Annotated in this window: 17 protein-coding genes; 8 read left to right on the top strand and 9 right to left on the bottom strand. The window is 70.1% G+C overall.

Going from position 1 to position 25,401, the window contains the following annotated elements:
* Positions 1-42 precede the first annotated feature (42 nt).
* Complete coding sequence (locus tag I004_RS0107225; RefSeq protein ID WP_037975353.1) at positions 43-1,323, top strand: PP2C family protein-serine/threonine phosphatase; 1,281 nt, start codon at positions 43-45, stop codon at positions 1,321-1,323.
* 26 nt (positions 1,324-1,349) lie between these two features.
* On the opposite strand, the gene I004_RS0107220 is transcribed toward I004_RS0107225, so the two are convergent.
* Complete coding sequence (locus I004_RS0107220; protein WP_028434926.1) at positions 1,350-2,591, bottom strand: SpoIIE family protein phosphatase; 1,242 nt, start codon at positions 2,589-2,591, stop codon at positions 1,350-1,352.
* Between the two features lie 303 nt (positions 2,592-2,894).
* Between I004_RS0107220 and I004_RS0107215 the strand changes: the two genes are divergently transcribed.
* Complete coding sequence (locus I004_RS0107215) at positions 2,895-3,596, top strand: zinc metalloprotease (protein ID WP_037975351.1); 702 nt, start codon at positions 2,895-2,897, stop codon at positions 3,594-3,596.
* 107 nt (positions 3,597-3,703) lie between these two features.
* Here the strand turns inward: I004_RS0107215 and I004_RS37445 are convergent, their stop codons facing one another.
* Genes I004_RS37445 through I004_RS0107195 form a run of 4 tightly spaced genes read right to left on the bottom strand, consistent with a single transcriptional unit; the run spans position 3,704 to position 9,122 of the window.
* The gene (locus tag I004_RS37445) at positions 3,704-5,269 is read right to left on the bottom strand and encodes a helix-turn-helix domain-containing protein (protein ID WP_051344809.1); all 1,566 of its coding nucleotides are present in this window, start codon (positions 5,267-5,269) and stop codon (positions 3,704-3,706) included.
* A complete protein-coding gene (locus tag I004_RS0107205) occupies positions 5,266-6,354 on the bottom strand; it encodes a DUF917 domain-containing protein (protein ID WP_158677012.1) in 1,089 nt (362 codons plus the stop codon). The genes I004_RS37445 and I004_RS0107205 overlap by 4 nt, the downstream gene beginning before the upstream one ends.
* A 36-nt stretch (positions 6,355-6,390) precedes the next feature.
* The gene (locus tag I004_RS0107200; RefSeq protein ID WP_028434923.1) at positions 6,391-7,533 is read right to left on the bottom strand and encodes a DUF917 domain-containing protein; all 1,143 of its coding nucleotides are present in this window, start codon (positions 7,531-7,533) and stop codon (positions 6,391-6,393) included.
* Complete coding sequence (locus I004_RS0107195; protein ID WP_028434922.1) at positions 7,533-9,122, bottom strand: hydantoinase/oxoprolinase family protein; 1,590 nt, start codon at positions 9,120-9,122, stop codon at positions 7,533-7,535. The genes I004_RS0107200 and I004_RS0107195 overlap by 1 nt, the downstream gene beginning before the upstream one ends.
* A 777-nt stretch (positions 9,123-9,899) precedes the next feature.
* Here I004_RS0107195 and I004_RS0107190 point away from each other — a divergent pair.
* Both I004_RS0107190 and I004_RS32705 read left to right on the top strand, forming a co-directional pair.
* Positions 9,900-10,376, top strand: coding sequence for an ATP-binding protein (locus tag I004_RS0107190; protein WP_051344808.1), 477 nt, complete (start codon positions 9,900-9,902; stop codon positions 10,374-10,376).
* A gap of 171 nt (positions 10,377-10,547) precedes the next feature.
* Positions 10,548-11,624: a pirin family protein gene (locus tag I004_RS32705; protein ID WP_078510909.1), complete on the top strand. Its 1,077-nt coding sequence runs from the start codon at positions 10,548-10,550 to the stop codon at positions 11,622-11,624.
* A gap of 13 nt (positions 11,625-11,637) precedes the next feature.
* Here the strand turns inward: I004_RS32705 and I004_RS0107180 are convergent, their stop codons facing one another.
* Both I004_RS0107180 and I004_RS39390 read right to left on the bottom strand, forming a co-directional pair.
* On the bottom strand, positions 11,638-13,470 hold the full coding sequence (locus tag I004_RS0107180; RefSeq protein ID WP_028434920.1) for a hypothetical protein: 1,833 nt from the start codon (positions 13,468-13,470) through the stop codon (positions 11,638-11,640).
* A gap of 272 nt (positions 13,471-13,742) precedes the next feature.
* Positions 13,743-13,910, bottom strand: coding sequence for a hypothetical protein (locus I004_RS39390; RefSeq protein WP_158677011.1), 168 nt, complete (start codon positions 13,908-13,910; stop codon positions 13,743-13,745).
* A 124-nt stretch (positions 13,911-14,034) separates the two neighbouring features.
* Here I004_RS39390 and I004_RS0107170 point away from each other — a divergent pair, with 124 nt between their 5' ends.
* Complete coding sequence (locus tag I004_RS0107170; RefSeq protein ID WP_028434919.1) at positions 14,035-15,582, top strand: aldehyde dehydrogenase family protein; 1,548 nt, start codon at positions 14,035-14,037, stop codon at positions 15,580-15,582.
* A gap of 102 nt (positions 15,583-15,684) precedes the next feature.
* On the opposite strand, the gene I004_RS0107165 is transcribed toward I004_RS0107170, so the two are convergent.
* Together I004_RS0107165 and I004_RS0107160 are read right to left on the bottom strand one after the other, a co-directional pair.
* Positions 15,685-16,080, bottom strand: a complete 396-nt coding sequence (locus tag I004_RS0107165; protein ID WP_028434918.1) for a nitroreductase/quinone reductase family protein — start codon at positions 16,078-16,080, stop codon at positions 15,685-15,687.
* Positions 16,081-16,241: 161 nt separating this feature from the next.
* Entirely contained in the window at positions 16,242-16,964 is a 723-nt protein-coding gene (locus tag I004_RS0107160) for a TetR/AcrR family transcriptional regulator (RefSeq protein WP_028434917.1), read from the bottom strand.
* Between the two features lie 681 nt (positions 16,965-17,645).
* On the opposite strand from I004_RS0107160, the gene I004_RS32700 reads away from it, so the two are divergent.
* The 3 genes from I004_RS32700 (at position 17,646) to I004_RS0107145 (ending at position 25,297) form a co-directional block, all read left to right on the top strand.
* Positions 17,646-18,512, top strand: coding sequence for an IclR family transcriptional regulator (locus I004_RS32700; protein ID WP_078510908.1), 867 nt, complete (start codon positions 17,646-17,648; stop codon positions 18,510-18,512).
* A gap of 189 nt (positions 18,513-18,701) precedes the next feature.
* Positions 18,702-19,964 (top strand): beta-ketoacyl-[acyl-carrier-protein] synthase family protein, encoded by a 1,263-nt coding sequence (locus tag I004_RS0107150; protein WP_028434916.1) that lies wholly within the window; start codon positions 18,702-18,704, stop codon positions 19,962-19,964.
* A 638-nt stretch (positions 19,965-20,602) separates the two neighbouring features.
* Complete coding sequence (locus I004_RS0107145; protein ID WP_486579829.1) at positions 20,603-25,297, top strand: aminotransferase class I/II-fold pyridoxal phosphate-dependent enzyme; 4,695 nt, start codon at positions 20,603-20,605, stop codon at positions 25,295-25,297.
* Positions 25,298-25,401 lie beyond the last annotated feature (104 nt).

Raw genomic sequence — 25,401 nt, 5'->3', positions numbered from 1 at the left:
GGCACGCTTCCGTGCGCGTCGGCGGCCGAAGGAGGCTGAGCCATGGCCAGGGCGACCGACCGGGCGCAGATGCTCGGCGGGCTCATTTCCGCCAGTCATCTGAGCACCTTGACGCAGGTGCCCGGTGTCCTGAGCGACCAGGCCCAGCGCTACGGCTGGCCGGAGGTGCTGCTGTACATCTCCGACATCCAGCAGACAGTCCTCACGCTCTTGACGGGCGAGGGGATGGACGGCGGCAGCATGACCGGCGATCTTCCCGCCGAGCTGCAGATCGACGGCACGGCGCCGGGACGGGCCTTCCAGCTGGGCGAGATCCTTCCCACCTCCGCAAGCGGAGGCCAGTGGTGGGTGCCGGTGCTGAACGGCACCGAACGGATCGGGCTGATGCGGATCACGACGCCCGACGCGGACGACGGCTTCATGCAGGACATGCGGGACCTGGCCGGCCTCGTCGCGCTGCTGCTGGTCACGAAGCGCGGCACCAGTGACGCCTACGCCCGTCTGGTGCGCCGGCGCCGCATGAACGTCGCCGCGGAGATGGAATGGCGCCTGATGCCGCCGCGTACGTTCGCGACGGACCGGGTCGTCGTCAGCGCGCTCATGGAGCCCGCGTACGAGGTCAGCGGCGACGCCTTCGACTACGCCTTCTCCAGCGACGTCGCGCACCTGTGCATCATCGACGCCATGGGCCACGACACCGCCGCCGGCCTCACCGCGAACCTCGCGGTCGCCGCCTGCCGCAACCACCGGCGGCAGGGAAGCGACCTGTTGGAAACGGCGAACGGGATGGAGAAGGCCCTCGTCGACCAGTTCGAGGACAGCAGCTACGCCACGGGCGTGCTCGCCGACCTCGACCTGGGCACCGGGCTGCTGACGTGGATCAGCCGGGGCCACTATCCGCCGGTCGTCATCCGCCGTGGCCGCTTCGCGGTGCCCCTCGAGTGCCCGCCGGCGCCGCCGATGGGCACCGGCCTGGGCATCAACCCGTCCCTCTGCCGCGAGCAGCTGGAGCCCGGCGACCGGCTGCTGCTGTACACGGACGGCATCACCGAGGCACGCAACCCGAACGGTGAGGAGTTCGGGCTCGACCGCTTCACCGACTTCCTCATCAGGCACCACGCCGACGGTCTGCCCGTCCCGGAAACGCTGCGCCGCCTCGTCCGCCACCACCTCGACTACCACCGCGGACGGCTGAGCGACGACGCCACGGTGCTCGTCCTGGAGTGGCACGGCCCCGGCCCGTACCCGCCCGGGCAGGCCGAGGCGCTCGTGGGCCTGCCCGCGGGGAGCGCGCCGGCGCTGCTGGACCGCCCGTCGCGCTGAGGACGGGGCCGCACGGCACCGGCCGGTCAGAGGTTGATGACGACCAGGGCGATGTCGTCGGGGGCGCCGTGGCTGACGCCCATTCCGGCCAGCACGTTGTCCGCGATCCGCTCGGCGTCGAGCCCGCCGCAGGAGGCGAGGGCAGTCGTCAGACGGCCGATGCCCTGGCCGATGTTCTCGTCGCGGCGCTCCACCAGCCCGTCGGTGTAGAGGACCAGGGAGTCACCTGCAACGTAGGGGGCGATCGCCTCAGGCCGGGGGAGGACCTCCGGGCGGGAGGCCAGGGGCGGGTCCGTGGCCCGGTCCAGCAGCTCGCAGGCGCCGTCGGAGTGCAGCAGCACGGCCGGAAGGTGCCCGGCGCTGCTGTAGGTGATCAGCTGTTCGTCGGTGTCGACCCTGACCTTGAGGGCCGTCGCGGACTGCGCGCCCTCGACGGAGCCCGCGTAGAGGTCGAGGATCTGCAGCGCCCTGGCCGGCCTGTCGGTCGCGCGCATGGCGGCGCTGAGGGCACTGCGCAGCATCCCCATGATCCCGGCCGCCTCCAGGCCGTGGCCGACGACGTCGCCGACCGCGGCGGCGAACCCGGCCCCTGACACGTCGGTGACGTCGTACCAGTCCCCGCACACGTTCAGGGTCCCGACCGCGGGCAGGTAGCGAACGGCGACGCCGGGACGTGGAAGGTCCGGCGAGTAGAGCATCGCCTCCTGGAGGGTGAGGGCGACCCGGCTCTCCCTGGCGTGTGCGCGCCGCAGCTCCTCGTTGACCTTCTGAAGCTCCTGGGCCCGCGCGTAGAGCTCCGTCTCCGCGCTGCGGAAGCGCTCGTCGCTCGCCTCGTCCGCGGAGGGCAGGCGGCCGCGGTCCCTGATGAAGCGCGTCACGTCCTCGACGCGGTGGATGATGCGCACGACGGAGCCGTCGGGGCCGAAGACGGGGGTGTTGATCGGCGACCACCAGCGTTCCTCGAACTCACCGGGGCGGCTGACGACGGGGATGTCGTACTTCTGCAGCGCCATCGTGTCGACCCTGCGCAGATCGAGGACCCGGTGCAGCGAAGCGGCCAGGTTCTCCACGCCGTGCGACCACGGGTCGTCAGGGTTGGCCGGAAAGGCGTCGAAGATGTACTGCCCCACGAGGTCGTCGTGTGAGCGGCCGGTGGCCCGCAGATACGCCCGGTTGGCGTCCACGATGGTCAGCCCCTGGTCGAGGACCAGGTACGGGCTGGGTGTGGCCGCGAACAACGCGGCGTAGTCGATCTCCGATCTCTCCACGGCTCCTGCAAACCCCCGTGTCGGCTGTTGTTCCGAATCTAGGGACGGAACCGGCTCTCCGCGCGCCGGGCGCCGCCGTCCGCGCGTCTGCGCAGGACACACGGGCAGCGGCATGACGGCCCCGGCCGGTGGGCAGCAATCAACCGATCGGGAAGAAACCGGGCGAAAACCGATGACCGTCCGCGCGGCGCCGGACACGGCCGGAGCGCCGCGCCGGCCGGTGTCCGACTGTGTGCTGCCGGACGGCTTCGCCCTTGCTCCGCCCCCACCCGAGCTCGTCCCGTACAGCTTCACAGGAGCCACATGCTGAGGACCGGCATAGCAGTCGGCGCCGCACTGGTCGTGACGTGTGCGTTCGGCGTGACCCCCGCCCACGCCGCCCGGATCACCCTCGAGGGCACCGGCTTTCAGGTCGCCGCGAGGCTCGGGGTGATCTCGGTCAGTCCTTCACGCCCCTACACGGTCACGTTCGCCTCGGCGGAGCTGCGGGAGCGCTACGTCCCCCATCTCACGGCCGCGGTCGCACAGATGAGGGCCGCAGGGGTGAAGGTGACCATCGGCGGCCTGGAGCACGTCGACCCTGCGGTGTGCCCGCCCTGGGGCCACGTCCAGTACACGCAGACGTACCGGCCCATGGGCCGCGGCGGCTACAGCCGCGGCATGCCCTGCCCGGCCCCGGAGAAGGGGGTCGCGGCCGGCGGCGTGGTGACCATGGACAGCGAGTACTTCGACGGGACCTGGGTCATCGCCCCGCACCAGCTGCGCAACACCTTCGTGCACGAGATGCTGCACACGTTCGGCCTCGGCCATCCGAACCGCGACCTGGACGGCGACGGCGGCGTCGAATACTACGAGTGCGCCACCGGCTCGCACGGCACGAGGCCGGTGATGTGCTCACCCAACGGCGGCCACGGGACGGCACGTTCGGCGGGAAGACTCACGGCCTTCGACATCGCCGGGTTGAAGGCCCTGCTCGCCAACTCACGGCACAGCGTTACGGGTTGAGTCCGCGCCGCCGCCGGGATGGAGGGTCGGCGGCCGGGAAGGCTCGTGCGGCGGCCGGCCGCCCCATGCCCGCCGCCCCGTGCCGGGGACGCGCGGGCGGGACGGGCTCAGCGGGAGCGGCGGCTGCCGAAGCGCAGCGTGCGGCAGGCGAGTTGGACCACGAGGCGGTGGTCGGGGAGTGCGAGGTTCACATCGAGGAGGCTCTCGACGCGTGCGATCCGCTCCGCGACGGTGTTGCGGTGGACCCCCAGATACGCGGCCGTCGACGACGCCGACGACTCGTGTTCGAGGTACGCCTCGACGGTCCGGATCAGTTCCGTCTCGCCGCGTTCGGAGAGCGGCTTGAGGATCTGCCGTGCGTAGGTCTGGAACGACTCCAGGCTGTACCAGTCGGCGAGCAGCTGCTGGAGGTCCAACTCGTCGATGTGCGCGATGCGCATGCCTCGTGCTCCCGCGCCTGCCAGCAGACACGCCTGCCGGGCCTCGGTGAGGGTCCTGGCCAGGCCCTCCGGGCCCTCACGGGGACGCCCCACTCCCGCGGTCAGCGGCGCCTCGTCGGACAGCGAACCCAGCGCGGCACGAAGCTGCTTGACCATGTCGCCGGAGGCGGCACGGGCCGGCTCGCGTTCCGAGGTGACCCAGAACGCCCAGCCCTCGCCGCGCTCGACGAGGTGGCCGTTGAGGCCCTGTTCGGAGAGCGCGGAGTTGAGGAGGTCGGCTGTACGCCGCCGCCAGTTGGGAGCGGGACGGAGTGAGCGCAGGTGCACGCCCGTGTGCCAACCGTGCACCTGCCAGCCGAGTTTCAGGCCGCCCTCCGCCACCTCGCGGTTGGGGTTGTTCGGCTTCTTCAGCAACTCGGAGAGGAGATCGCGGCGTTCGCTGAGTTCGCGTTCCCCCTCCATGCGGCGCCGGGCCACCCAGCCGGTGATCGCGGACGCGGCGAGAGTCGAGGCCTGTTCGGCCGTCGTCGTCCACGTCCGTGGCCCCGGCGGGAGCTGCACAGCGAGCCATACGTCCGGCCCCGACTGGACGTCGAGGGTCACGGGGACGAGGACCAGGTCGCCGTCGCGGCTGTCGGCAGCCGCGGGCACCGTGTGCGGGGAAGGATCGGCGAGGGTGCCCTCGGGAAGTGCCAGTGTCGCCCCGGAGAGCACTGTGCCGACCGGGTCGATCAGGCTCGCCCGGCCGCTCAGCATGCGGGAAAGGGTGTCCAGGACGGGACCTGGTTCCGCGTGGCGGTGACGCAGCTGCCGGCCGAGCTGGCTCAGTACGTCCGCCCGCACCAACTCCGGTGCGTGGACGACGCGGTCGAGCTGCCGCGCGAGCTGAAGAGGGTCCTTGAAGGTGGCGACGAGGAGCGGCATCCCCAGCTTGTCGGCCAGCCGCGTGGCGGATCCGACCAGGTGCGGGCCCTTCGTCACGACGAACCCCACCGCGCCCGCCGCCCGGACGGCGCTGAGCATCATGTCCAGGACGACGAGTTCCGTGTCGCCCGGTGCCGCGATGACGAGCGCACCGGCCGTCACCGATTCCGCGCTGGCCAGGGTCGAGACGACCTCGATCGAGCACACCTCGTGGTCGAGGCCCGCCTTCCCGGCAGCGAGATGGGCGCCTACCAGCCCTTCCAGCCCGCACAGCATGCGGACCGTGACCGGCTGCCAGGGCGTCGTCATCCGGGCGTTCCCTCCAGCGGTACGTACTCCATGTCGTAGCCGAACGACCGCGGCCCGAGCAGTTCCAGCCCGGCCGGGCTACGCCACTGAGGGTGGCACGGTATCCCCAGCACCTCGACCCACAGGCCGTAGCGCACCCGCTCAGCCGTCAGACAGGTACCCGTCTCCTGTTCCAGAACGCAGATGAGGTCCGGCACGCAGGCGACGATGCGTCCGTCCTCGAGCGCGACGAGGTACTCGTTCTGCATCTCGATGCGCAGTGCGCGGTCGCGCTGTTCGGTGTGCTCGATGACGACGGTGCCCGTCGGGAACTGTCCGAAGTGCCGCCGCGGCACCTCGACGATCTTGCCTTCGAAGAGGGTACGGGCGCCGTAGCGCGCTGCCAGCCCCTCCCGGTCGCGCTCTTCCAGGAGGCGTCCCATCTCGAGCGCCATGGAGTAGGTGCCGACCAGCATTCCCGTGTCGATCTCGTCCATGCTCAGCGGCCGCCAGGCCATGCCGGCCCAGCCGCCCATCGCCGGCATCGAGAGCCGGATCACCGACTCCGCGTCGGCGCTGTTCACCCCGTCCACAAGGAGGTTGGAGCCCTTGTCGGCGGTGAACGCGGCCGGGGTCAGGTCGATCCCTGCCAGCGTCAGAGTCGTCTGGCTGAGTTTGGTGACGCCGCGCCCCGTGCCGTCCGCGTCCACGAGGGGAAGCCCGAGTTGTGCGGCCGCGATGACCGGGATCACCGCCATGATGCCGGTCATCGCCACGCCGACCACCGCCTGCACCGTGACGCCGGTGTGTCCTTCGACGCCACGTATCGCGCGGGCTATCTCGCTGCCCTCGTACGGCTTTTCATGCATGACTGTGCCGGAGCCGACGAAGCCGACAGGCACCGCCAGGCTCTCGGGCGGCAGTTCGGCAGGTTTGACGACCTCGACGGGACCGTGTTCGCGCAACGCCCGGCGGAGGATGGGCTCCACGAGTTCGGTGCCCGTGCCGCCCCCGCCGCCTGCGCCGAGCAACATCGCGGCCCTGCTGAGAGCCGGTACGTCGTCAAGTGTGATCTGCCACATGCCCACTATTGTGATGGTGCTCACCAAAAGGAATCAGTCAACGACTGAAATGACATATGCCTAGGGGAGCGGCGCGGCGGGACGGTAGTCCTCGTCGACGCCGAAGGCCCGCGGCCCGAAGGCGGCCAGCGCCTCGGGGGTGCACAGCCGGTCCGGCGCGGAGATCACGAACACCCGCACGCGCTGCCCGAACGCCAGTCCCTCGGTGGTGATCGGTTCCCCCGAGTCCGCGTGCAGCACGGTGACGAGATCGGGCACGATCGCCACCGTCCGGCCGGCGATCCGGGCCACCAAGTTCTCGTTCTGGAAGACGAGTTCGCAGGTCGCCTCCGCGCCGTCAGCGACCGCGCCGTCCGCAGCGGTGCGGTCCGCGACCGCGCGGTCCGGCGCGACCACGGCACGACCGCGGGCGAAGCCGTCCGTCGTGCGGCGTTCCACATCGACGACCTTGCCCGAGAAGACGACCCTCCCGTGCCGGTACACCGTGTGCGGCAGCGCGTCCTGGAGCGCGGTGAACGGGTCGCTGTGTCTCTCCCGGGCCTCCCGCACGGCCCGTCCCAGCCGTACGGCCGTGCTCACGGTGCGCGGCACTGCCGTACGGCGGACGTCGCGGCCGCTCATGGGGTAGATCGCCATCGAGGCCGAGGCACCCATGCTGACGGCCAGTGCGCGGGCCAGCGACTCCAGCCGCCGGTTGTCGGATCCCGTCTCGACGACGGCCACGCTGCCGTGCTCGTCGGCCATCGCCATGGGCGAGCCGGGCAGACCGCAGGCGCCGAAGGTCGTCATCGACAACTCGGGGAAGGCGCGGCCCATGCCGTCGGCGTCGACGACGGGCAGCGCGAGCTGCGCCGCCGCCAGCAGCGGGACCATCGAGTTCATGCCGCCGCACTCGGCGGGCATCGTGGCGGTGACGGGGCGGCCCAGGCGCTGTTCCAACGCGCGTAGAGCAAGGGCCGCTTCCGTGCCGTTCGGGAGCTTCTCCACGAGGACGGTCGGCGCTCCCAGCATGGCCGAGGTGACGACGAGGCTGTCCTCGCCGAGTTCGTCCGGGTCGAGGAAACGGACGCTCCCCGTGGCCGACTTCAGGGCATCGGCGGCCAGTGACTCCCCCAGATAGGGGTCGCCTCCGCCTCCCGCGCCGAGGAGTGCGGCTCCCCGGGCGAGGTCCGGCAGGTCGGTGAGCTGGAGCTCCCAGGCCATCAACCGACCCCGCGTCCGTGCGTCACCGGGGAGGGAGCGGAGGTGCTCTGCGCCAGGTCGCCGACCGCCTTCACGCGGATCCGCGTCGCGTTGCCCGGGAGGTAGGCGAGGGGGATCTCCTCGACCTCGACGATCTCCACCGTGCCCGGGCTGGCGCCGGCGATGAGGGCCCGGTCGGTGGCCTCCTGCTTGGCGGTGTCCAGCGCGGCGTCACGCTGACCGGACTGGATCGCGAAGATGCGGTCGACATCGCCGCTGATCTGGGCGATGGCGGCACCCACCGCATTGGCGACGGCGAACTGTTCGGGCCGCAGCACCGAGGACGCCAGCGGGAACTCCTCGGGCAGCAGCACGCTGCCGCCTCCCACGAGGACGACGGGGACGAGCGCTCGGCTGGTGCGCATCCGGTCGATCGTCCCGGTGATCCGGTCCGTCACGTAGCCCAGTCCCGCGGTCACCAGGTCACGGTCCAGGGAGGCCACGCGTTCCGGGTCGCCGATCTGCGCGAGGCCCGCGGCCACGACGAGGTCCGTGGCTGTCGGGGTCTCGCCCCCGAACACGAGGGCCTCGTCCTGCAGCCGGTAACCGACGCTCTCCGGCCCGACCTTGACGTCCGTGCCGTCCTGCCGTACGAGGCTGCCTCCGCCGACGCCGAAGGAGAGCACGTCGGGCATGCGGAAGTTCGTACGGATGCCGCCCACGCTCACTTCGGTGCTCGCCTCCCGCGGGAAGCCGCGGTGCAGCATGCCGACGTCCGTCGTGGTGCCCCCGACGTCGACGACCGCGCAGTCGTCGACCCCGGACAGATATGCCGCACCACGCATCGAGTTGGTGGGCCCGGACGCGAACGTCATCACCGGATACTGGCGGGCGTAGTCGACGCCCATGAGCGTGCCGTCGTTCTGGCTGAGGTACAGCGGCGCATGCAGGCCTATGGTGCGCAGCGTCGCCACCATGCCGTCGCAGATGCGCTCCGCGAGTTCACCGAGCGCGGCGTTGATGACGGTGGCGTTCTCCCGTTCCAGCAAGCCGGTGCGGCCGACTTCGTGGGAGAGGCTCACTCGCAGACCCGGCAGCCGCTCGGCGAGGATCTCCGCCGCCCGCAACTCGAACTCGGAGTTGACGAGCGAGAAGACCGACGTGATGGCGACCGAACGGACCTCGTTGGCGGCGAGTTCGTCGGCGATCCGGTGCAGTTCCTCGGGGTCGAGTTCCGAGATGACGCGCCCGTCGTACTCGTGCCCGCCGTGACACAGATACGTGTGGCCGCCGATGGCGCCCACGAGGTCGTCGGGCCAGCCCACCAGCGGCGGCAGCGACTGAGTGGCCGGCAGGCCGAGACGGATGGCGGCGGTCGGCGCCAGGTCACGCCCCTCGACGATCGCATTGATGAAATGGGTCGTCCCGAGCATCACGCCGGTCAGGGCCGCCGGGTCGAAGTCCCGCTGCTCCCGAAGGCGTTGCACCGCCTGCACGATTCCGTCCGTCACGTCGGGAGTCGTGGTGACCTTCGCATCGGCCAGCACGGAGTCGCCGTCCATCAGAACGGCGTCCGTGTTCGTTCCGCCGACGTCGATACCGATCCGCATGTGGTGAGAACTCCTCGGTCATGGACGTGCCGTGGTGGGGACGAACGGGAACGTCACGGTACGGGCGAAGTTCACGACGTCCAAGCGGCCCGATGACGGTCTTCGGGCCAGGTGCGTCCGCCATGGCATCGGGGTCCGTGCCGACGGTGGCGGCGAGGAGAACGCCCCGTGACGGACAGGCCCGGCGGCCCATCGGAACAACGGGGAGGAATCCCGTAGCCGGCCGAATCGGGGACGGTCGGAAAGCACCGCGCACGGACCTTCCGGAGGAATGCATTCCGGTGGGATGCCCCGTGCCGGAACCGGTGCGGGACAGAAACTTCCCTGGTCCAAAGAAACCTTGCTCCGCTCCTTGTGCGATGTCCGATTTCGGATATCACCGGCGTCGGCTCGGCGGGTGCGCGTCGACCACAGAATTTTAGGTGTGGCGCCGGTCCGGTGCAGTGGGCAATGTGTCAGGCCCGCTTCGTCCGCCCGTGCAGAGTGCACAGTGAGGTCCCGCGCAAGGGGCCTGTCAGCAGCGGCGGAGCGGCAGGGACGGCCGTGCAACGTGCAGCCTCGCGCGCGCGGCGTGTGCAGTGTGACCACTTCCTCACGGCGCCGAACGTGCTTACGGTTAGGCATTGGCAGGAACAGAAATCGCCGTAACGAAAGCCACGGAGCACGCCCATGGCAACTGGCCGTCCCCCCACGGACGTTGCGCAGGGAGAAGACAAGAAAGAGTCCGCTCGCCATAGGCGCACAGCCACGGCTTTGACCGAGCCGCGGCCCTTTTCCGTGTCCCGCACGGTGCCCCGTCCCGAGGACAAGCTGATCGAACTGGTGGAATTCCTGGCGCCCATTCCTGAAGCGGTGCCCGTCGCCCGCCGTCATGTGGCGGAAGTGCTGAGGGGATGGGGCTTGGGCGCGCTGACAGAGACGGCCGCCTTACTCACGTGCGAACTGGTTGCCAATGCCGTCAAGCACGGGAGTTCGGCGCCTGCACCTCTGACCGGCCGCGCCCGGCAACAGATCGTGCTGACAGTGCGTCACCGCGGCGGACTGCTCATCGAGGTCTGGGACCCCGCGTCGAAGGGCCTGCACCCCCAGGTACGGAATGCGGCCCCGCAGGACGAGGTCGGGCGCGGGCTCCACATGGTCGACACCCTGAGTCGCGCCTGGGGCCACTACTCGCCCGCGTACGGCGGAAGAACCGTCTGGTGCGAACTCGCACTTCCGGCAGCCAACGAGGGGGAACGGGCACCTGCCCGGTGAGCTGACCGCGGCCGCGGGGGGGTCGCGGTCGGGAGTCGGACATCCGCTCGCTCAGTGCTGTCGCCCTGAACGGCCCATGGGTGCCGACACCTGGCAGGGCATCCTCAGGGGTGCCCTGCCATAATGAATGTGGCTGGTCGACTGCCCGGCGATCCCCGGAGGTGGCGGACGGTGAGCAGCACGGAGACCGATCCGGCGGAGATTCTCTGCTCACCGGGCGGCGGCGCGCCCGCGCACGTGGAGGTGCTCACCGCACGGGACGTACCGCTGGGCGGACCGAGGGCGATGATGGTGCGGCGCACGCTGCCCCAGCGGGCCCGGACACTGATCGGAGCCTGGTGCTTCGCCGACCACTACGGGCCCGACGACGTCGCCGGAACGGGCGGCATGGACGTCGCCCCGCACCCTCACACGGGTCTGCAGACGGTGAGCTGGCTCTTCAGCGGCGAGATCGAACACCGCGACAGCCTCGGTACGTGCGCGCTCGTGCGCCCCGGCGAGTTGAACCTGATGACGGGCGGCCACGGCATCAGCCACTCGGAGGTCTCCACCTCCCGGACCAGGGTGCTGCACGGCGTACAGCTCTGGGTGGCCCTTCCCGGCGAACACCGGCATGCGGACCGCGACTTCCGGCACCACGTACCGCAGCCCGTTCCGCTGGACGGCGGCGAGGCCCGGGTCTTCCTCGGCTCGCTCGCCGGCAGCGTCTCGCCCGTCCCCGTCTTCAGCCCCCTGCTCGGCGCCGAACTGACCCTGGAGCCACGCGCGTCGGCCACCTTCGCGGTCGATCCCGGCTTCGAGCACGGTCTTCTCGTGGACCGGGGCGACGTACGAGTGGCGGGGACCGTGCTGCACCCCCACGAACTCGGTCACCTGTCTCCCGGGAACGCGACGCTGACGCTGGAGAACACATCGGATGTCGCGGCCCGCCTGATCCTGCTGGGCGGCCCGCCGTTCGAGGAGGAGATCGTGATGTGGTGGAACTTCGTCGCCCGCAGCCACGAGGAGATCCTCCAGGCCCGTGAGGCGTGGGAGAACGCCTCCGACCGGTTCGGCGACGTCGAGGGTTATCCGGGGGAGCGGCTGCCGGCTCCCGCCGTACCGAACACCGTTCTCACGCCGCGCCGGAACCCGGGCCGACGGGCGCCTGAGCCGGCTGAACCGCCGGCGAACCCGCCGCACGACGACAGACCGCCGGATGACGAGACCGCCGCCCGGAGCTGTGGGCCACTCGGCCGCCTCACCTGACGGGACATGATGCTCAGTCGTTCTTCGCACCGGAGTCGGACCCGGGGCCGAAGGTGGTCAGGAAGCGGTCGCGGAAGCTGTCCATCCGCCAGACCGGGGCCTTCTTGCCGGGCTTGAGGCCCTCGTCCCAGCCCCAGCCGGACATCCGTTCCATCACCTTCGGATCGTGGGCCACGATCGAGACCGGTACGTCCCGGCTGACGTGATTGCCCACGACGACCGGCACGGGCTGGTGGTCACCCAGGAACACCAGCACGGTGTCCTTGTCGCCGTACTTCGCCACGTAGTCGGTGAGGCTGCGTATCGAGTACTCGATGGATCGCCGGTACTCGGTGCGCACCTGACGTGGGTCCTTCCAGACGTCCTTGGGGTCCTTGCCGGCCTTCTTCTGCGCGTGGAAGAGCGATCCGTCACCGAGTTCGTCCCAGCCGACCGTCGTGGGCAGAGGCGCCCACGGGTTGTGGCTGGTGGCGAGTATGGCCGTCGCCATCAGCGGCCTGCGGTCCTTCTTGCCGTGCTCCAAGCGCTCGAAGGCCCGCAGCGTGTACTGGTCGGGCACGGGCGACCAGCTGAACATCGGGCCCCTGTAGCCCATTTCGCGGGAGTCGTAGATCTCGTCGAAGTGGTAGAACTGCCCCTCCGGCCAGGACCGCCGGACACCGGGCATCATGCCCACCGTCCGCCAGGCCCTGGAGCGCTGGAAGGCGCCGGTGAGGGTGAAGCGGTCGCTGGCGGTGGCGGTTCGGTAGCGCTGGTTGTTGTCGATCCACAGTCCCGACATGAGCGTCGAGTGGGCCAGCCAGCTGCCGGCGCCCGTCGTCGGTGAGGTGAGCCAGCCGCTGCGGGAGGAGAACCCCGCCTCGCGCAGCCGGCCGGTCTGGTTCTCGAGCATCGCGTCGACCCGGGGTGCCATCCTCGGGTCCTGGACGGCGCCCCTCCCGTAGCTCTCGACGAAGGCGAAGATGACGTCCTTGCCCCGCAGTCCGTTCAGCAGCTTGCCGGGCGGGGTGCCGCGGAAGTCGTCGACCGCGGCCTGTTCGGAGAACTCCCGCCCGTCGTTCAGCCCCTTCCTCAACAGGCTGACGCGCTCCTGGACCTGCCTCGAGGTGGCCTTGGCGGCGAACGGTACGCCCTCGACGACCTGAAGGCCGAGCGACGCGAGAGTGATCCAGGCGACGCCCAGCATGAGGGTGGTGCGGGTCGCCACGGTGCTGTGGCGGAGCACGACGCCGCCCAGCCTGCGCACCGCCAGAGTCACCAGAACGACCAGGAGGAGAGCCAGGATCACGATGCCGACGACCGCGACCGCCGCACCGGTCCGGCCCAGCGTCTCCCTGAGGAAGTCCTCGGCATCGTCGAACAGGATCCAGTCGAGTACCGGGTCGAAGGGCCGGTCGAGAACCGAGTAGAAGCCCATGTCGAGGAATTTCACGACCGTCAGCAGGCCGAGGCCCGCTCCGGCTGTCAGCGAGAGCACGCGGCCCGCCCTCGGCGGCAGGACGATCAGTACGGCGGCGAGGTATATCGCCTCCACGGGCAGACGGACGAACGAGCCCGGCGTGACGCGGTCCAGCGAGTTCGGCACCAGGAGGGCGAAGAGCACGAGCAGGGCGGCCAGACACGTGGTCACCCAGGGCACGCTCCGCGCCATGACCGGGTACTTGGCCCGGTATCCGTCCCGGATCGCGGCAAGCCGCCGGACTCCTGCCGTGACTTTCCCGCGGGCGCCGGTGCCGTCACTTGCCGCAGCCTCCTGATCGGTGGCCGCGTCGTCCCGGGGGAGGTCGTCCGCCGTGGCCGACGTATCCGTTTCCGGCTTCTGACGGGAGCTTGAGAAGAGCGACACCCCGAAGGTCCTTCCGCGCGAAACCCGGTGCTGGCGCGGTGGACCCGGGCCGGAGGGACCGGGGGAACGCCGCAGGCCGTACTGCCGACGGGGACCCGGCGGGATCTTCCGGGCTGCCCCGCGCGGGCAGCGTATGGCGGCCGCGTGCGCGGGTCGGCGGGTTGTCCAAGCGTTCAGACGCCGTTTCCACCGGTACGAAGGCTCCGGCAACTGCCAGGACACTCGGGGCAGTCGGTGACCTCGCGCGATGCCTGATCGAGCGGGGTGCCCGATCAGGCAGTTGCGGTGCCCGGCTCCTCGTCGTGCGGACGCCGCGCCAGTACGCCCGTGGGCAGCCAGAGCATCAGGAGGAGGAACAGCAGGGCGATCACTCCGCGGTGTGCCCCACCGGCGAGGAGACGAGCGCGCCCATCGGCCAACTGCCGTGTCGCAGAGGCCACTTGTCGCGCGGATCCCGCTGGTAGCCTGCGCCGCTGTGCCCCTTCCGGCCGCTTTGCACCGACCAGCTGGGTCCACGGGGGCGCGGAACCGACCGCCCGCATCCCTCCCATCCGAGGAAGTCTCATGACCGGCAACGGACGTTTCGCCTCTCTTTCACCCGCCACCGGGGCAGAGCTTGCCGACTACCCGGTGCACGGCCCCGCGGACGTGGACGCGGCGGTCGACCGCGCGCGTGGAGCGGCCAAGGGCTGGGCGAGGGCGGGCTGGAAGGGACGCAGGGCGGCCTTGCTCGCCTTCAAGCGCGCGCTGGCCACCCGTACGGGCGAAGTCGCCGAGGTCGTCGCCTCCGAGACCGGCAAGACGGATCACGACGCGCGCAGCGAGGTGCTGCTGGCCGTCATCCATCTCGACTGGGCGGCCCGTCACGCCCGGCGCGTGCTGGGCCGCCGCCGAGTCTCCTCGGGGATGCTGTCCGCGCATCAGCGAGCGCTGCTGGCGTACCGGCCATTGGGCGTCGTCGGGGTGATCGGCCCGTGGAACTACCCCGTCCACACACCCATGGGCTCGATCGGCTACGCCCTCGCGGCGGGCAACGGCGTGGTCTTCAAACCGTCCGAACTCACGCCGGGCACAGGCGTCCTGCTCTCACGCATCTGGAGCGAGACGCTGCCGGAACACGCCGATCTGCTGTGCACCGTGACCGGTCGGGGCTCCACCGGGGGAGCGCTGGCACGCTCCGGCGTGGACAAGGTGGCCTTCACAGGGTCACCCGGTACGGCGCGCAAGGTCGCCGCTGCCTGCGCGGAGTCCCTGACCCCGCTGGTGGCCGAAGGCGGCGGGAAGGACGCGGTGCTGGTGGGCGGCGACCTGGACGACGCGGGCCTGGACAGGGCGGCGGAAGCCATTGTTTGGGGCGCGTTGTCGAACGCGGGCCAGACCTGCGCGGGCGTTGAGCGGGTGTACGCGGTCGCGTCCGTGCACGAGGCGCTGTGCGAGCGCATCGTGCGGAGGGCTCGGCAAGTCGTGACCGGGCCGGCGGAGTCGGAACCCGCCGGGACCGGGAACGGGAGCGCGGGCGGCATGGCGGGCGGTAACGAGGAAGCCCACTACGGTCCGCTGACACTCCCTTCGCAGTTGGGGACCGTCGAGCGCCATCTCAAGGAGGCGCTCGGGGCGGGTGCCCGCGTGATGCTCGGCGGGCCGGAGTCGGTGCGGGCGCCCTACGTGCATCCGGTCGTGCTGGCGGACGTGCCTGAGGGCTCGCCCCTCATGCAGGAGGAGACCTTCGGTCCCCTCGTCGCGGTCAACTCCGTACGCGACCTGGACGAGGCCGTCGAACGCGCCAACGCCTCCCGGTACGCCCTCGGGGCAGCGGTCTTCACCGGTTCCGGCCGGGCCGGGCAGGCGGCAGCGGAGAAGCTGCGCGCCGGCGTCGTGTCGGTGGGGTCCGTGCTCGGCTTCGCCGCGATCCCGTCGCTGCCCTTCGGTGGCTCGGGCGAGTCCGGATACGGCCGGGTGCATGGCGAGGAGGGGCTGCGCACCTTCGCCGCGCCGCACGCGATCACGGTACGGCGCTTCGCGCCGCCGGCGGATCTGACGTCGTACGCCACTCCGCGGGCGAAGGCCTCCCGCATGGTGGAGCTCGCCCGCCGTCTCCACACACGCATGTGACGGCGGCGCCGCGCGGGGATGCTCTCCGGCCTGTCGAGCCGCCGCACGGAGACGTAGCGAAACGGCCGCCCAGGCCGTCTGCCAACCCCGCGGCGGATCCGGTCAGTCCGTGAGATCGACCCGGACCGTCAGCAGGTGCGTGCCGAAGGCCCGCACCGCCGCGCTGTTGAAACGCCGTAGCGTCCGCAGCCGTGCACGGGAGTCGTCACCCGGGACGAGATGAGCCGTGCCGCTGTGCCATCGTCCCTTTGTACGGACGCGGACGCGCGGGTCCGCCTTGATGTTCCGCACGTACTGGGACTTCTCTCCGTATTCGGAGACGAACCAGAACTCCCGGCCGACGCGACGCCCGCCGATGGGCGTCCGCCGGGGCAGTCCGGAATTCCGGCCGGTGGTCTCCAGAAGATCCTGGGTCGGCAGACGCACGGTCAGTGGGTTGACGATCCTTCGCTGAAACGACGTGACGACCCGGTGCTTGATCTCGTTGCGGCGTGCCATGTGTCGCTCCCGTCTGCCGTCGTTGTTCTCTGACCTCGGATTCGGGCCATCAGCCGTACGCGGTGCGATCGTACGGTCGTCGTTCACGGGCACATCGGCGGCCCGCGGCCCTGTCCCGAGAGACATCTCACGTGCCGTCAGATCACGCCGTGAGGTCATGTTCAGACTGTGCTGTCGGCCTTGGACGACTTCAGGCCGGTCTGGTGCGCCAGTGCGATGACGGCCTGGTCGAACATCTCGTCAGGTGCCGCGACCACACCCTGGAAGTGGCCGAACACCTCGAAGCTGATGAGTCCGAAGAGCTGCGCCCAGGCAGTGACGACCCACGGCAGTACGTCCTCCGGGACGGCGCGGTCCGAATCCTGGGTGAGCTCAAGGACGTTGGAGTTCAGCACCGTAGCGGGAGGCACCCCCTGGGCGGGTGCCTTCAGGGAGCCGTCAGCCAGGGCGGACCCGGCCAGCGACAGCAGCACCAGTGCCACCCGGGAGGCCGGTTTCACGGTTTCCTGGGGCGCGCGGTAGTCGGGGACGGGCGCACCGTAGATCAGTGTGTACTCGTGCGGGTGACCGAGTGCCCAGCGGCGGACGGCCCGGCACACGGCCAGCCACTCCTGCATGGGATCGGTGCTGCCGCTGTCCTTCAAGGCCATCTCCGCCGCTTCGCCCACCGCTTCGAACGCGTCGATGATGAGCGCCGTGAGCAGATCGTCCCGGCTGGGGAAGTAGCGATAGAGGGCGGATGGAACCATGCCCAGCTCACGTGCGACCGCGCGCAGCGAGAGCCTGGCGGCTCCATCGGCGGCGAGCTGCTGCCGTGCCTGGGTCTTGATGGCGCCGGCGACTTCGGCCCGGGCGCGTTCCCGTGCTCCCTTGATGGCTCCCATGTGATCAGTGTTTCACAACTCAGTGAACAGTGGCCAAGTGCGAGAGCAACACACTTGTTTTGGATCAGTGTTCACGGCACAGTGGTCTGTGACCACATCGAGACTCTGACCCGTCTTCATGCCGGGTGCCCGCATCGCGGGGGGACACCCCACACCTCGTTCCCGCCATGCGCAGGCCCTCTGACCCGCTTGCCGCGCGGTGAACCGTTCCGGGGGAGCACCTCGGGCACGGGGAGTCCCGCAGACACCGATGCCGGGCAGTCCTGGCCCGGCCGAGGCCGCCGGGTCACAGAGGTCGAGAGAGAGGAGGCCGTGTGAAGATCACTACTGGGTCGCCCCGGGAGCGATCGGACGAACCGTCGCGGTTTGTGCGGGTCTTCCCGCGACCGGACCGGCGCTGCGTCCCAGGTGCCCGCGCCGTGAAGCAAAGACGCACAGCGAAGCGCAATCCGGCGGGTGTACTTCCGGCTCGAACTGCCGGAAGCAGGCACAAAGCCTCCCGCGTCGCGAAAAGTTGAAGACGCTTCATTTCCGGGGCAGCGGTGAGGCCGGCCCACCATATCGTCCAACCAACGGGCATGTGAACGCTGGAACGCCCTCGCCCCTGTTTCTGGTTGCGTCAAGTGCGAGTATCACCTGCCGCAGCACCCAATAGGCGGCATCGGGTTCAGTCGTGCGCGTATGTGCCTGAATGTGGAAGGGTGTATCTGCTCGATGCAGAATTCATCTGTCCGTCATGATTCATCTGTCGGTCATGCAGATCGTTCGGTAGTTGACAGGACCCTCAAGATCTTCGGATGTTTCAATGTCAGGAATACCGCTCTCACCGTAAGTGAAATCAGCCGCAGGTCGGGACTGCCCGTGGCGACCACCTACCGCCTTGTGTCGAAGCTGCTCTCGTGGGGGGCGTTGGAGCGCGCAGCGGGCAACAAATACAGCATCGGCCTTCGTCTGTGGGAGGTGGCCTCTCTCGCGCCGCGGCACTCGATGTTCCGTACCGCCGCCCTGCCGCACATGCTCGAACTGCAGAAGGAAACCAATTCATCGGTCTTCCTGTCGGCACGGGAGGAGGGCGACGGAATCTGGCTGGAGAGCTTCTGGGGCGACGGAGTTCCCTACGACGGCTCGTGCATCGTGGGGAACCGGTTCCCGCTGTACGCGTCGGCGTCCGGGCAGGTCCTGCTGGCCCACGCCGACCCAGCGGTTCAACGTGAGCTCTACTCACGCGGCACACGGGCCGTGACGGGGCGCACCGTCACCGGCTCGCTCCCTCTCCGCAGACTCGTCCACGAGGTGAAGCGACGAGGGTATGCCGTGGACGACAGCGAGCCGTGCGACGACCTGTCGGGCGTGGCAGCTCCCATTCACGGCGGTGGCGGAACCGACGTCGCCTGTGTCGCTCTGTGTGGTTCGCCGGCGGACGGGTCGCCGCATCAGCGCGTGAAGCCCCTGCTGGCAACGGCCAGGCGCATCTCGAACGAACTCGCGAGGCTGCAAGGGGCGAGGTTCCCTTCGCAGCGTCAGGACTTAGACCGCGGGGGGAGTTGAGGGCCACGAAAGGAAAGCGACGCAGGTACGAGCCGCAGGTCCGTGAGCGTGCTCTACGGATCGTCGGACCGGCCGCACGTCGACGGCGCACCCGTCAACCGAACCGTTGATCCCATCTGTGCCCACATCGCATCCGATGCGATCCACCGCCGCTTTTCCCTTCCCGATACGCGAAGTTGGAGTCATCCCGTGAACCCGATCAACCGTACGGTGGTCGTCACCGGCCTTGGAGCGACCACTCCGCTGGGCGGCGACACCGCGTCCACGTGGCAGGCGCTGCTCGACGGCCGCTCCGGAGTCCGGCTGCTGGACCACGAGTGGGCCGAGGACACCCCTGTGCGCATCGCCGCCGAGGTCGCGGTGGAGCCGGCCGAACGCATACCTCGGCCCGAGGCGCGCAGGCTCGACCGAAGCGCACAATTCGCCCTGATCGCGGGGCGCGAGGCGTGGGCCGACGCCGGATTCACCGGCCCGGCGGGCGCCGGGTCCCCGGCGGACCCCGACCGGCTCGGCGTCGTCATCGGCTCCGCCGTCGGCGGAATGGCCTCCGTGCTCGAGCAGTACGAGGTCCTCAGGGAACAGGGCGCGCGCCAGGTGTCCCCTCACACCATGCCGATGCTGCTGCCGAACATGCCGTCGGCCGACGTCGGTCTGGACGTCAACGCCCGTGCCGGCGTGCACAGTACGGCCAGTGCCTGCGCCTCCGGCGCCGAGGCCATCGGCTACGGCATCGACATGATCCGTGCCGGCCGCGCCGACATCGTCATCGCGGGCGGCTCCGACGCGGCCGTTTGTTCCCTCAACATGGCCTCGTTCAGCAATATGAAGGCCATATCCAGGCGCAATGACGATCCGGCAGCGGCGTCCCGTCCGTACGACACCGACCGCGACGGCTTCGTCATGGCCGAGGGCGCGGGCGTCGTCGTACTGGAGTCCGCCGAACACGCCGAGCGGCGCGGCGCGCGCGTCTACGCGGAGGCGGTCGGCCAGGGCCTGTCCGCCGACAGTCACCACGTCGCCCAGCCCGAGCCGACGGGCCGCGGAATCGCCGCCGCCCTGCAGCACCTGCTGGACTCCAACGACCTCAAGCCCACCGAGATCATGCACGTCAACACGCACGCCACCGCAACGCCCCTGGGAGACGTCGCCGAAATCAAGGCCATGCGGGACGTTTTCGGTGTCGACGTCGACCACTTCGCCGTGTCTGCCACGAAGTCCATGACCGGGCACATGCTGGGCGGCGCCGGCGGCCTCGAGACCGTCGCAGCCGTCCTCGCCCTGTACCACCGCATCGCACCGCCCACGATCAACCTCGACAACCTCGACCCCGAGGTCAACGCCGACATCGTCTGCGGCGAGCCTCGCCCCTTGCCCGTCGGACGCATCGCCGCCCTGAACAACTCCTTCGGATTCGGCGGCCACAACGTGGTGGTGGGCCTGCGCACGGTCTGAGCCCGGCACGCCCGCGCTGCTCGGGGCGAACTGCACCAGATCGGCGAGGAGTTGCGGCTTCAGGTAGCGGAACGCGGTCCGAGCGGGGTGACGCGAGCGCGGTACGCGGGCGCTGCGCTCGCGGGGCCTCGCCTCCGCTGCCGCGTTCGACGGAGGAGCATTTCGCGCAGCTGGAGCGGGAGCCGACCAGGGCTCAGCCGTGCGCGGCTGGGGGGACCAGCTCCGGACGCTGTCCCGGCGCAGGACGTGATCGATTCCATGAGGCGGCCGGGCTCTGCCAACAGAACCGACCATTCACACGGCACCACACCACGAGTTCGACCTCATCAGCGGGCAGTTCGTGTCTGTTGCAGCAACAGATGTGAGCAGTTCGGGCGCTGCCCTATGACCTTCACGAGTTAATTCTCAGTAACTTCGGAGACTGCTTTTCACTGACTGGGAGAGCGACTTGTTCGGCCTGCGGTCCTCCGGCCAGGCTTCAGGTGTCGGAGTCAGGAAGGCGGAACCTACCGATCGCGACCACATCTCGGAAGAAGAGAGCCGTCTTCGCCGCCGGGCGACGGGGAGGCGATTCACAGCCTCCCTGACTTCTGGCACCGAGTCACTCTTCGGAATCGACGTTGATAGAGGTACCGGACATGGCCCATATGGCCGTCGTCGGCATGTCGTGCAGGTTTCCCGGGGCGTCCAACCCCAGTGAGTTCTGGAAAATCCTGGTGAACGCCGAACCACAATTCGCTACGGTGCCGGAAAGCCGTTGGGACCATTCTGTTTGGTACCGGCCGGGGGAGTTCCGGCAGCCGCACAGCGCCTACACCGACCAAGTCGCCTTTCTCGAGGATGTCGACCACTTCGCACCTGCGCACTACGGAATTCCACCCCGCCGCGCCCGCACCATGGACCCTCAGGCGAAGCTCTTCACGGACCTCGCCCGGGAAGCGCTGCAGGACTCCGGCTGGGAGCGGGACGGCTTCGACCGGGCCTCCACCGGAGTCTTCGCCGGCGTGACGTCCCTGGACCACCGCGACATCAGCTTTTCCCGCGTCACCGCCAATCTCCTCGCAGACGGGTCCATGCACGAGGGCGTCAGCGACCCGGAGCTGCTCACCGAGCTGGAGGAGGCGGGCAACTCCTCGGTGATGCCGTTCAGTTCGTTCACCATCCCCGGAGCACTGGCCAACATGGTCCCGGCCACGGTCAGCGAGATCCTGGACCTGGGCGGCCCCTCCCTCTCCGTCGACGCCGCCTGCTCCTCGGCGCTCGTCGCCCTGGACACCGCGATCCGCTCGCTGCGCTCCGGAGCCTGCTCGATCGCCGTCGTCGGTGGCGTCTACCTCGGCCTGTCCCCGTCCGGCATGGTCGGCTTCTCCCGCGCCGGCGCACTGTCCCGGGACGGAGTGTGCCGGCCCTTCGACGAGCGCGCCGACGGGTTCGTCCTGGGGGAGGGCGGCGCGACGCTGGTGCTGCGCCCCCTGGATGACGCCCTGGCGGCAGGCGACCGTGTCTACGCCGTCATCGCCGGTGTGGGCATGGCCAACGACGGCCGCGGCGGCGGTCCGATGACCCCGCAGACGCAGGGTCAGCTCGCCACGCTCCGCGCGGCGTACCGGGACGCCGGGGTCGTCCCCGGAGACATCGATCTGCTGGAGGCCCACGGAACCGGTACCCCGGTCGGCGACCGGACCGAGGTGGAGGCGCTGCAGCTGCTGCGTGCCGACGAGGAAGAGGTCCGGCCGTGCTACGTGTCCTCGTCCAAGGCACTTATCGGCCACACGCTCTCGGGTGCCGGTGCCGCCGGCCTGGTGAAGGCTGCGCTCGCCATTCACCACGGCGTCGTACCCCCGCAGCCCGCGGACGTTCGCGTCAGCGGCGAACTGGCACTGGATACGGCAGAGTTGCGCATGACCACGCGGCAGCAGCCGTGGCCGCACGACGAGGTGCGCCGGGCGGGCGTCAGCTCGTTCGGCTTCGGCGGTACGAACGTGCACGCCGTCCTGGAGAGCGCGCCGCCCGCACACACTCCCGGCCCGGCCACCGGAGGGGAGTCGGCCCGGCAATTCGAAGAGAGCCAGGACCGGCCCTGGCTCTTCCTGCTGTCCGCCGGGTCGGTTCAGCAACTGGCTCGCCACGCGGAAGAGATCCACCGGTACGTCACGGACAACGCCGACGTCGCACCGGTCGCCGTCGCGCGCACTCTTGCCTCCCGCACCCTGCTCACCGCACGCCTGGCCGTCGTCGCCGCCTCCCGCGAGGAGCTTCTGAGCCGCCTCGAACTGGCCGCCCGGGACCTGGCGGAGGGACGGGTCGGTGTGCTGGCCGACGGCGTACACGTGGCTGCCGAGCCCTTGCCGCCCCAGGACCGGAAAATAGCCTTCGCCTTTCCGGGCCAGGGCTCCCAGCGCCCCGGCATGCTGGCCGAACTCGTCGGGCGCTTCCCGCTGCTGGCCGATGCCGCCGCCGAACTGGCCGGGTCGACGGCGGAAGCGTCCGAGGAACTCGCCCAGGAGTTGCCGGACCTGCTGTGGGGCCGGCGACAGGACGACGACGAGGCGCAAGCGGCGATGACGCTGACCGACCGGTGCCAGCCGGCCCTCGGCATCTCCGGGATGAGCGTCGCGGAGATGCTGGCCGCCTGCGGAGTGCGACCCGATGTCTCCGTTGGGCACAGTGTCGGCGAGTTCCCGGCCGCCGCGGCGGCAGGCGTGCTCGACCCGCGGGACGCGGTCCCCTTCCTGGCGCGGCGGGGCTCGGCCCTCGCCGAGACGGTGCCACCCGGCGAGAGCGCCATGCTTGCCGTCCAGGCTCCGATCGCCGAGGCGGAAGAACTCGCCACGGCAGTGGAGGGCGTGTGGCCCGCTTGCTACAACCACGAGGGCCAACTCGTCCTCAGCGGCAGCAGCGAGGCAGTCGACGCTCTGCGCGAGCACTGCGCTCAGCACGATGTCACCGCCGCGCGGCTGGAGGTGTCCCACGCCTTCCACTCGCCCCTGGTGGCCGCGGCGGACGAGGCGATGGACCAGATCGTGGCCGAGCTTCCGTTGGCCACCCCCACGTGCACCTTCGTCTCCAGCGTCAGCGGCGGGCCGTGTCCGGAACCGCACGAGGTCAAGCAGCTGTGGGCACGTCACCACACCGAGCCCGTGCGCTTCATCGACGCCGTCCGCTCGGTCGCCGAGGGCGGTGCGCGCTTCCTCGTCCAGCTCTACGGCGGCGACAACTTGCTGCAGATGGCCCGCCGCAGCGACGCCGGTGCCGGGCTCGACCTGCTGGCCGTGACCGACGGCCGGGCCGACGCCGGCCGGGCCTTCCTCACCGTTCTCGCCCGGCTCGCGGTCGCGGGGGTGCCCGTCGAGCCGTCAGTGCTCTTTCACGCCGCCGCCGAGCCGCTGCTGCCCCTTCCTCCGTCGCCGCTGGAGACGGAGGTCTACAGCGTCCTCACCGGTACGGGTCGCGAGCCCAAGGCCGCACGCCCGTCCGTGCCGACTGCCACGCCCGCGGCAGCGCCTTCGCCGGCAACGGCCCCCCGTCAGGACGCTGCCTCCGGCCCCTCCACCGAAACTCCCTCCCCCATCCCTACGCATCAGCTTGGAGAGACGAACATGAGCGGTCTCGTTGAGTTCCTGCACGCGCAAGTCGCGCTGCTCCAGTCCGTCGACCCGGATGGCCGGGCCCTTCCCGCCACGGATCCTCGTCACACCGCCGAAGCACCCGCGAAGCAGGCGGTCGAGGCGGCCACCCCGGACTCCGGCGCCGCCCGGCTCCCGGCTGCGGGCGCGGGCGCGGCGGAAGCTGCCCAAGAGGTGGAGGCCACTGTGCTGTCGGCCATCGCGAACGTCAGCGCATACTCCGAGGACTTCCTGCGCGCCGAGCACGCCTTCACCACCGACCTCGGCTTCGACTCCCTCATGCTTGGTGAACTCACGGTCCGGCTGCGCAAGCAGTGGCCCGGGATCGAGGTCAGCGTTGCCGAGATAATCGACCTCGCCAGCGTCGGCTCACTGGTCGGCACCGTGCAGAACCGGCTCGGGGCGGAGCGGCCGGCCGCAGTTCCCGTGCAGCGCACGGCGACGCCAACCGCGCCCACCCAGCAGGCCGCCGGTGAGCCGGAACGTACCGCCTTCGACCGCCAGGAGAACGCGGATGTCCGCCTGTTCCCGGAGGTCGTCGCCTCCCAGGAGCGCGCGCGCACCATTGCCTCGGCCAGTACGCACAACCCGTTCTTCCTGCAGCATGAGGGCAACATCCGGGACACCACCCGGGTCGGCGACCGCGAGTTGATCTCCTTCTCCAGCTACAACTACCTCGGCCTGTCCGGGCACCCGCAGGTGGCGAAGGCCGGCAAGAAGGCCATTGATCGCTACGGCTCCTCGGTGTCCGCCGCCCGGATCCTGTCCGGAAACCGGCCCATCCACGAGGAGCTCGACCGGGGTCTGGCCGAACTCGTCGGAGCACAGGACGCGCTGACGCTTGTCAGCGGTCACGCCACCAACGTCACCGTCATCGGCCACTTGATGAGCCCGGAGGATCTCATCCTCCACGACTCCCTGGCCCACGACAGCATCCTTCAGGGCTGCCGGCAGTCGGGGGCCGCGCGCCAGCCGTTCCCGCACAACGACGTCGCTGCTCTGGACCGGATCCTCACGGAGGTACGAGACCGGTACCGGCGCGTCCTGATCGTGGTCGAGGGCGTCTACAGCATGGACGGCGACACGGCTGACGTGCCCGCTCTGATCACCATCAAGGAGAAGCACGGCGCACTGCTGATGATCGACGAGGCGCACAGCATCGGCGTCATGGGCAAGACCGGCGGAGGCATGGCGGAGTTCTCCGGGGTCAACCCCGAAGACGTGGACGTCTGGATGGGCACCCTCTCCAAGTCGTTGGCCAGCTGCGGCGGTTACATCGCCGGCCGGCGCGAACTCATCGAGCACTTCCGGTACACGCTCCCCGGATTCGTCTTCAGCGCCGGGCTGCCCCCGGCCTCCACCGCCGCGGCGGTGGAGGCGCTGCGACTGATCCGCAAGGAGCCCGAGCGCATCGCGAGGCTGCACGACAACGCCGAGATGTTCCGGCGGCTCGCGGCCGGGGCCGGGGTGGACGTGGGCACCAGCGAGAACACCCCGATCGTGCCCGCCATCACCGGTGACTCCCTCAAGGCGCTGCAACTCGCCGACCGGCTCTACGCCCGGGGCGTCAGCGCCAACCCGATCCTCCACCCGGCGGTCGAGGAACGCCTCACACGACTGCGCTTCTTCATCACTTCCGAGCACACGGAGCAGCAGATCGTCACGACGGTCGAGATCCTGACCGAGGAACTCGCCAACCTGTCCTGACCCGCGGCCGGTGCCTGGACGGAGGCGACGGGGCCCAGGTCCTCAGCTCCGTCCAGGTTCCCCGGTCCGTGTCCGCCGTGGCCGAGGCGATGCATGCCCTCGGC

It is taken from the genome of Streptomyces sp. TAA486 (assembly GCF_000426165.1).
Note: the sequence above shows the minus strand (reverse complement) of the source record. Positions and strands in the feature narration are given on the sequence as shown.

Bases quoted from the DNA above. Each gene is read 5' to 3' on its own strand.
- I004_RS0107225 (WP_037975353.1), top strand. From the start codon at position 43: ATGGCCAGGGCGACCGACCGGGCGCAGATGCTCGGCGGGCTCATTTCC.
- I004_RS0107215 (WP_037975351.1), top strand. From the start codon at position 2,895: ATGCTGAGGACCGGCATAGCAGTCGGCGCCGCACTGGTCGTGACGTGT.
- I004_RS37445 (WP_051344809.1), bottom strand. From the start codon at position 5,269: ATGACGACGCCCTGGCAGCCGGTCACGGTCCGCATGCTGTGCGGGCTG.
- I004_RS0107200 (WP_028434923.1), bottom strand. From the start codon at position 7,533: ATGGCCTGGGAGCTCCAGCTCACCGACCTGCCGGACCTCGCCCGGGGA.
- I004_RS0107195 (WP_028434922.1), bottom strand. From the start codon at position 9,122: ATGCGGATCGGTATCGACGTCGGCGGAACGAACACGGACGCCGTTCTG.
- I004_RS0107170 (WP_028434919.1), top strand. From the start codon at position 14,035: ATGACCGGCAACGGACGTTTCGCCTCTCTTTCACCCGCCACCGGGGCA.
- I004_RS0107165 (WP_028434918.1), bottom strand. From the start codon at position 16,080: ATGGCACGCCGCAACGAGATCAAGCACCGGGTCGTCACGTCGTTTCAG.
- I004_RS0107160 (WP_028434917.1), bottom strand. From the start codon at position 16,964: ATGGGAGCCATCAAGGGAGCACGGGAACGCGCCCGGGCCGAAGTCGCC.
- I004_RS32700 (WP_078510908.1), top strand. From the start codon at position 17,646: ATGTGCCTGAATGTGGAAGGGTGTATCTGCTCGATGCAGAATTCATCT.
- I004_RS0107145 (WP_486579829.1), top strand. From the start codon at position 20,603: ATGGCCCATATGGCCGTCGTCGGCATGTCGTGCAGGTTTCCCGGGGCG.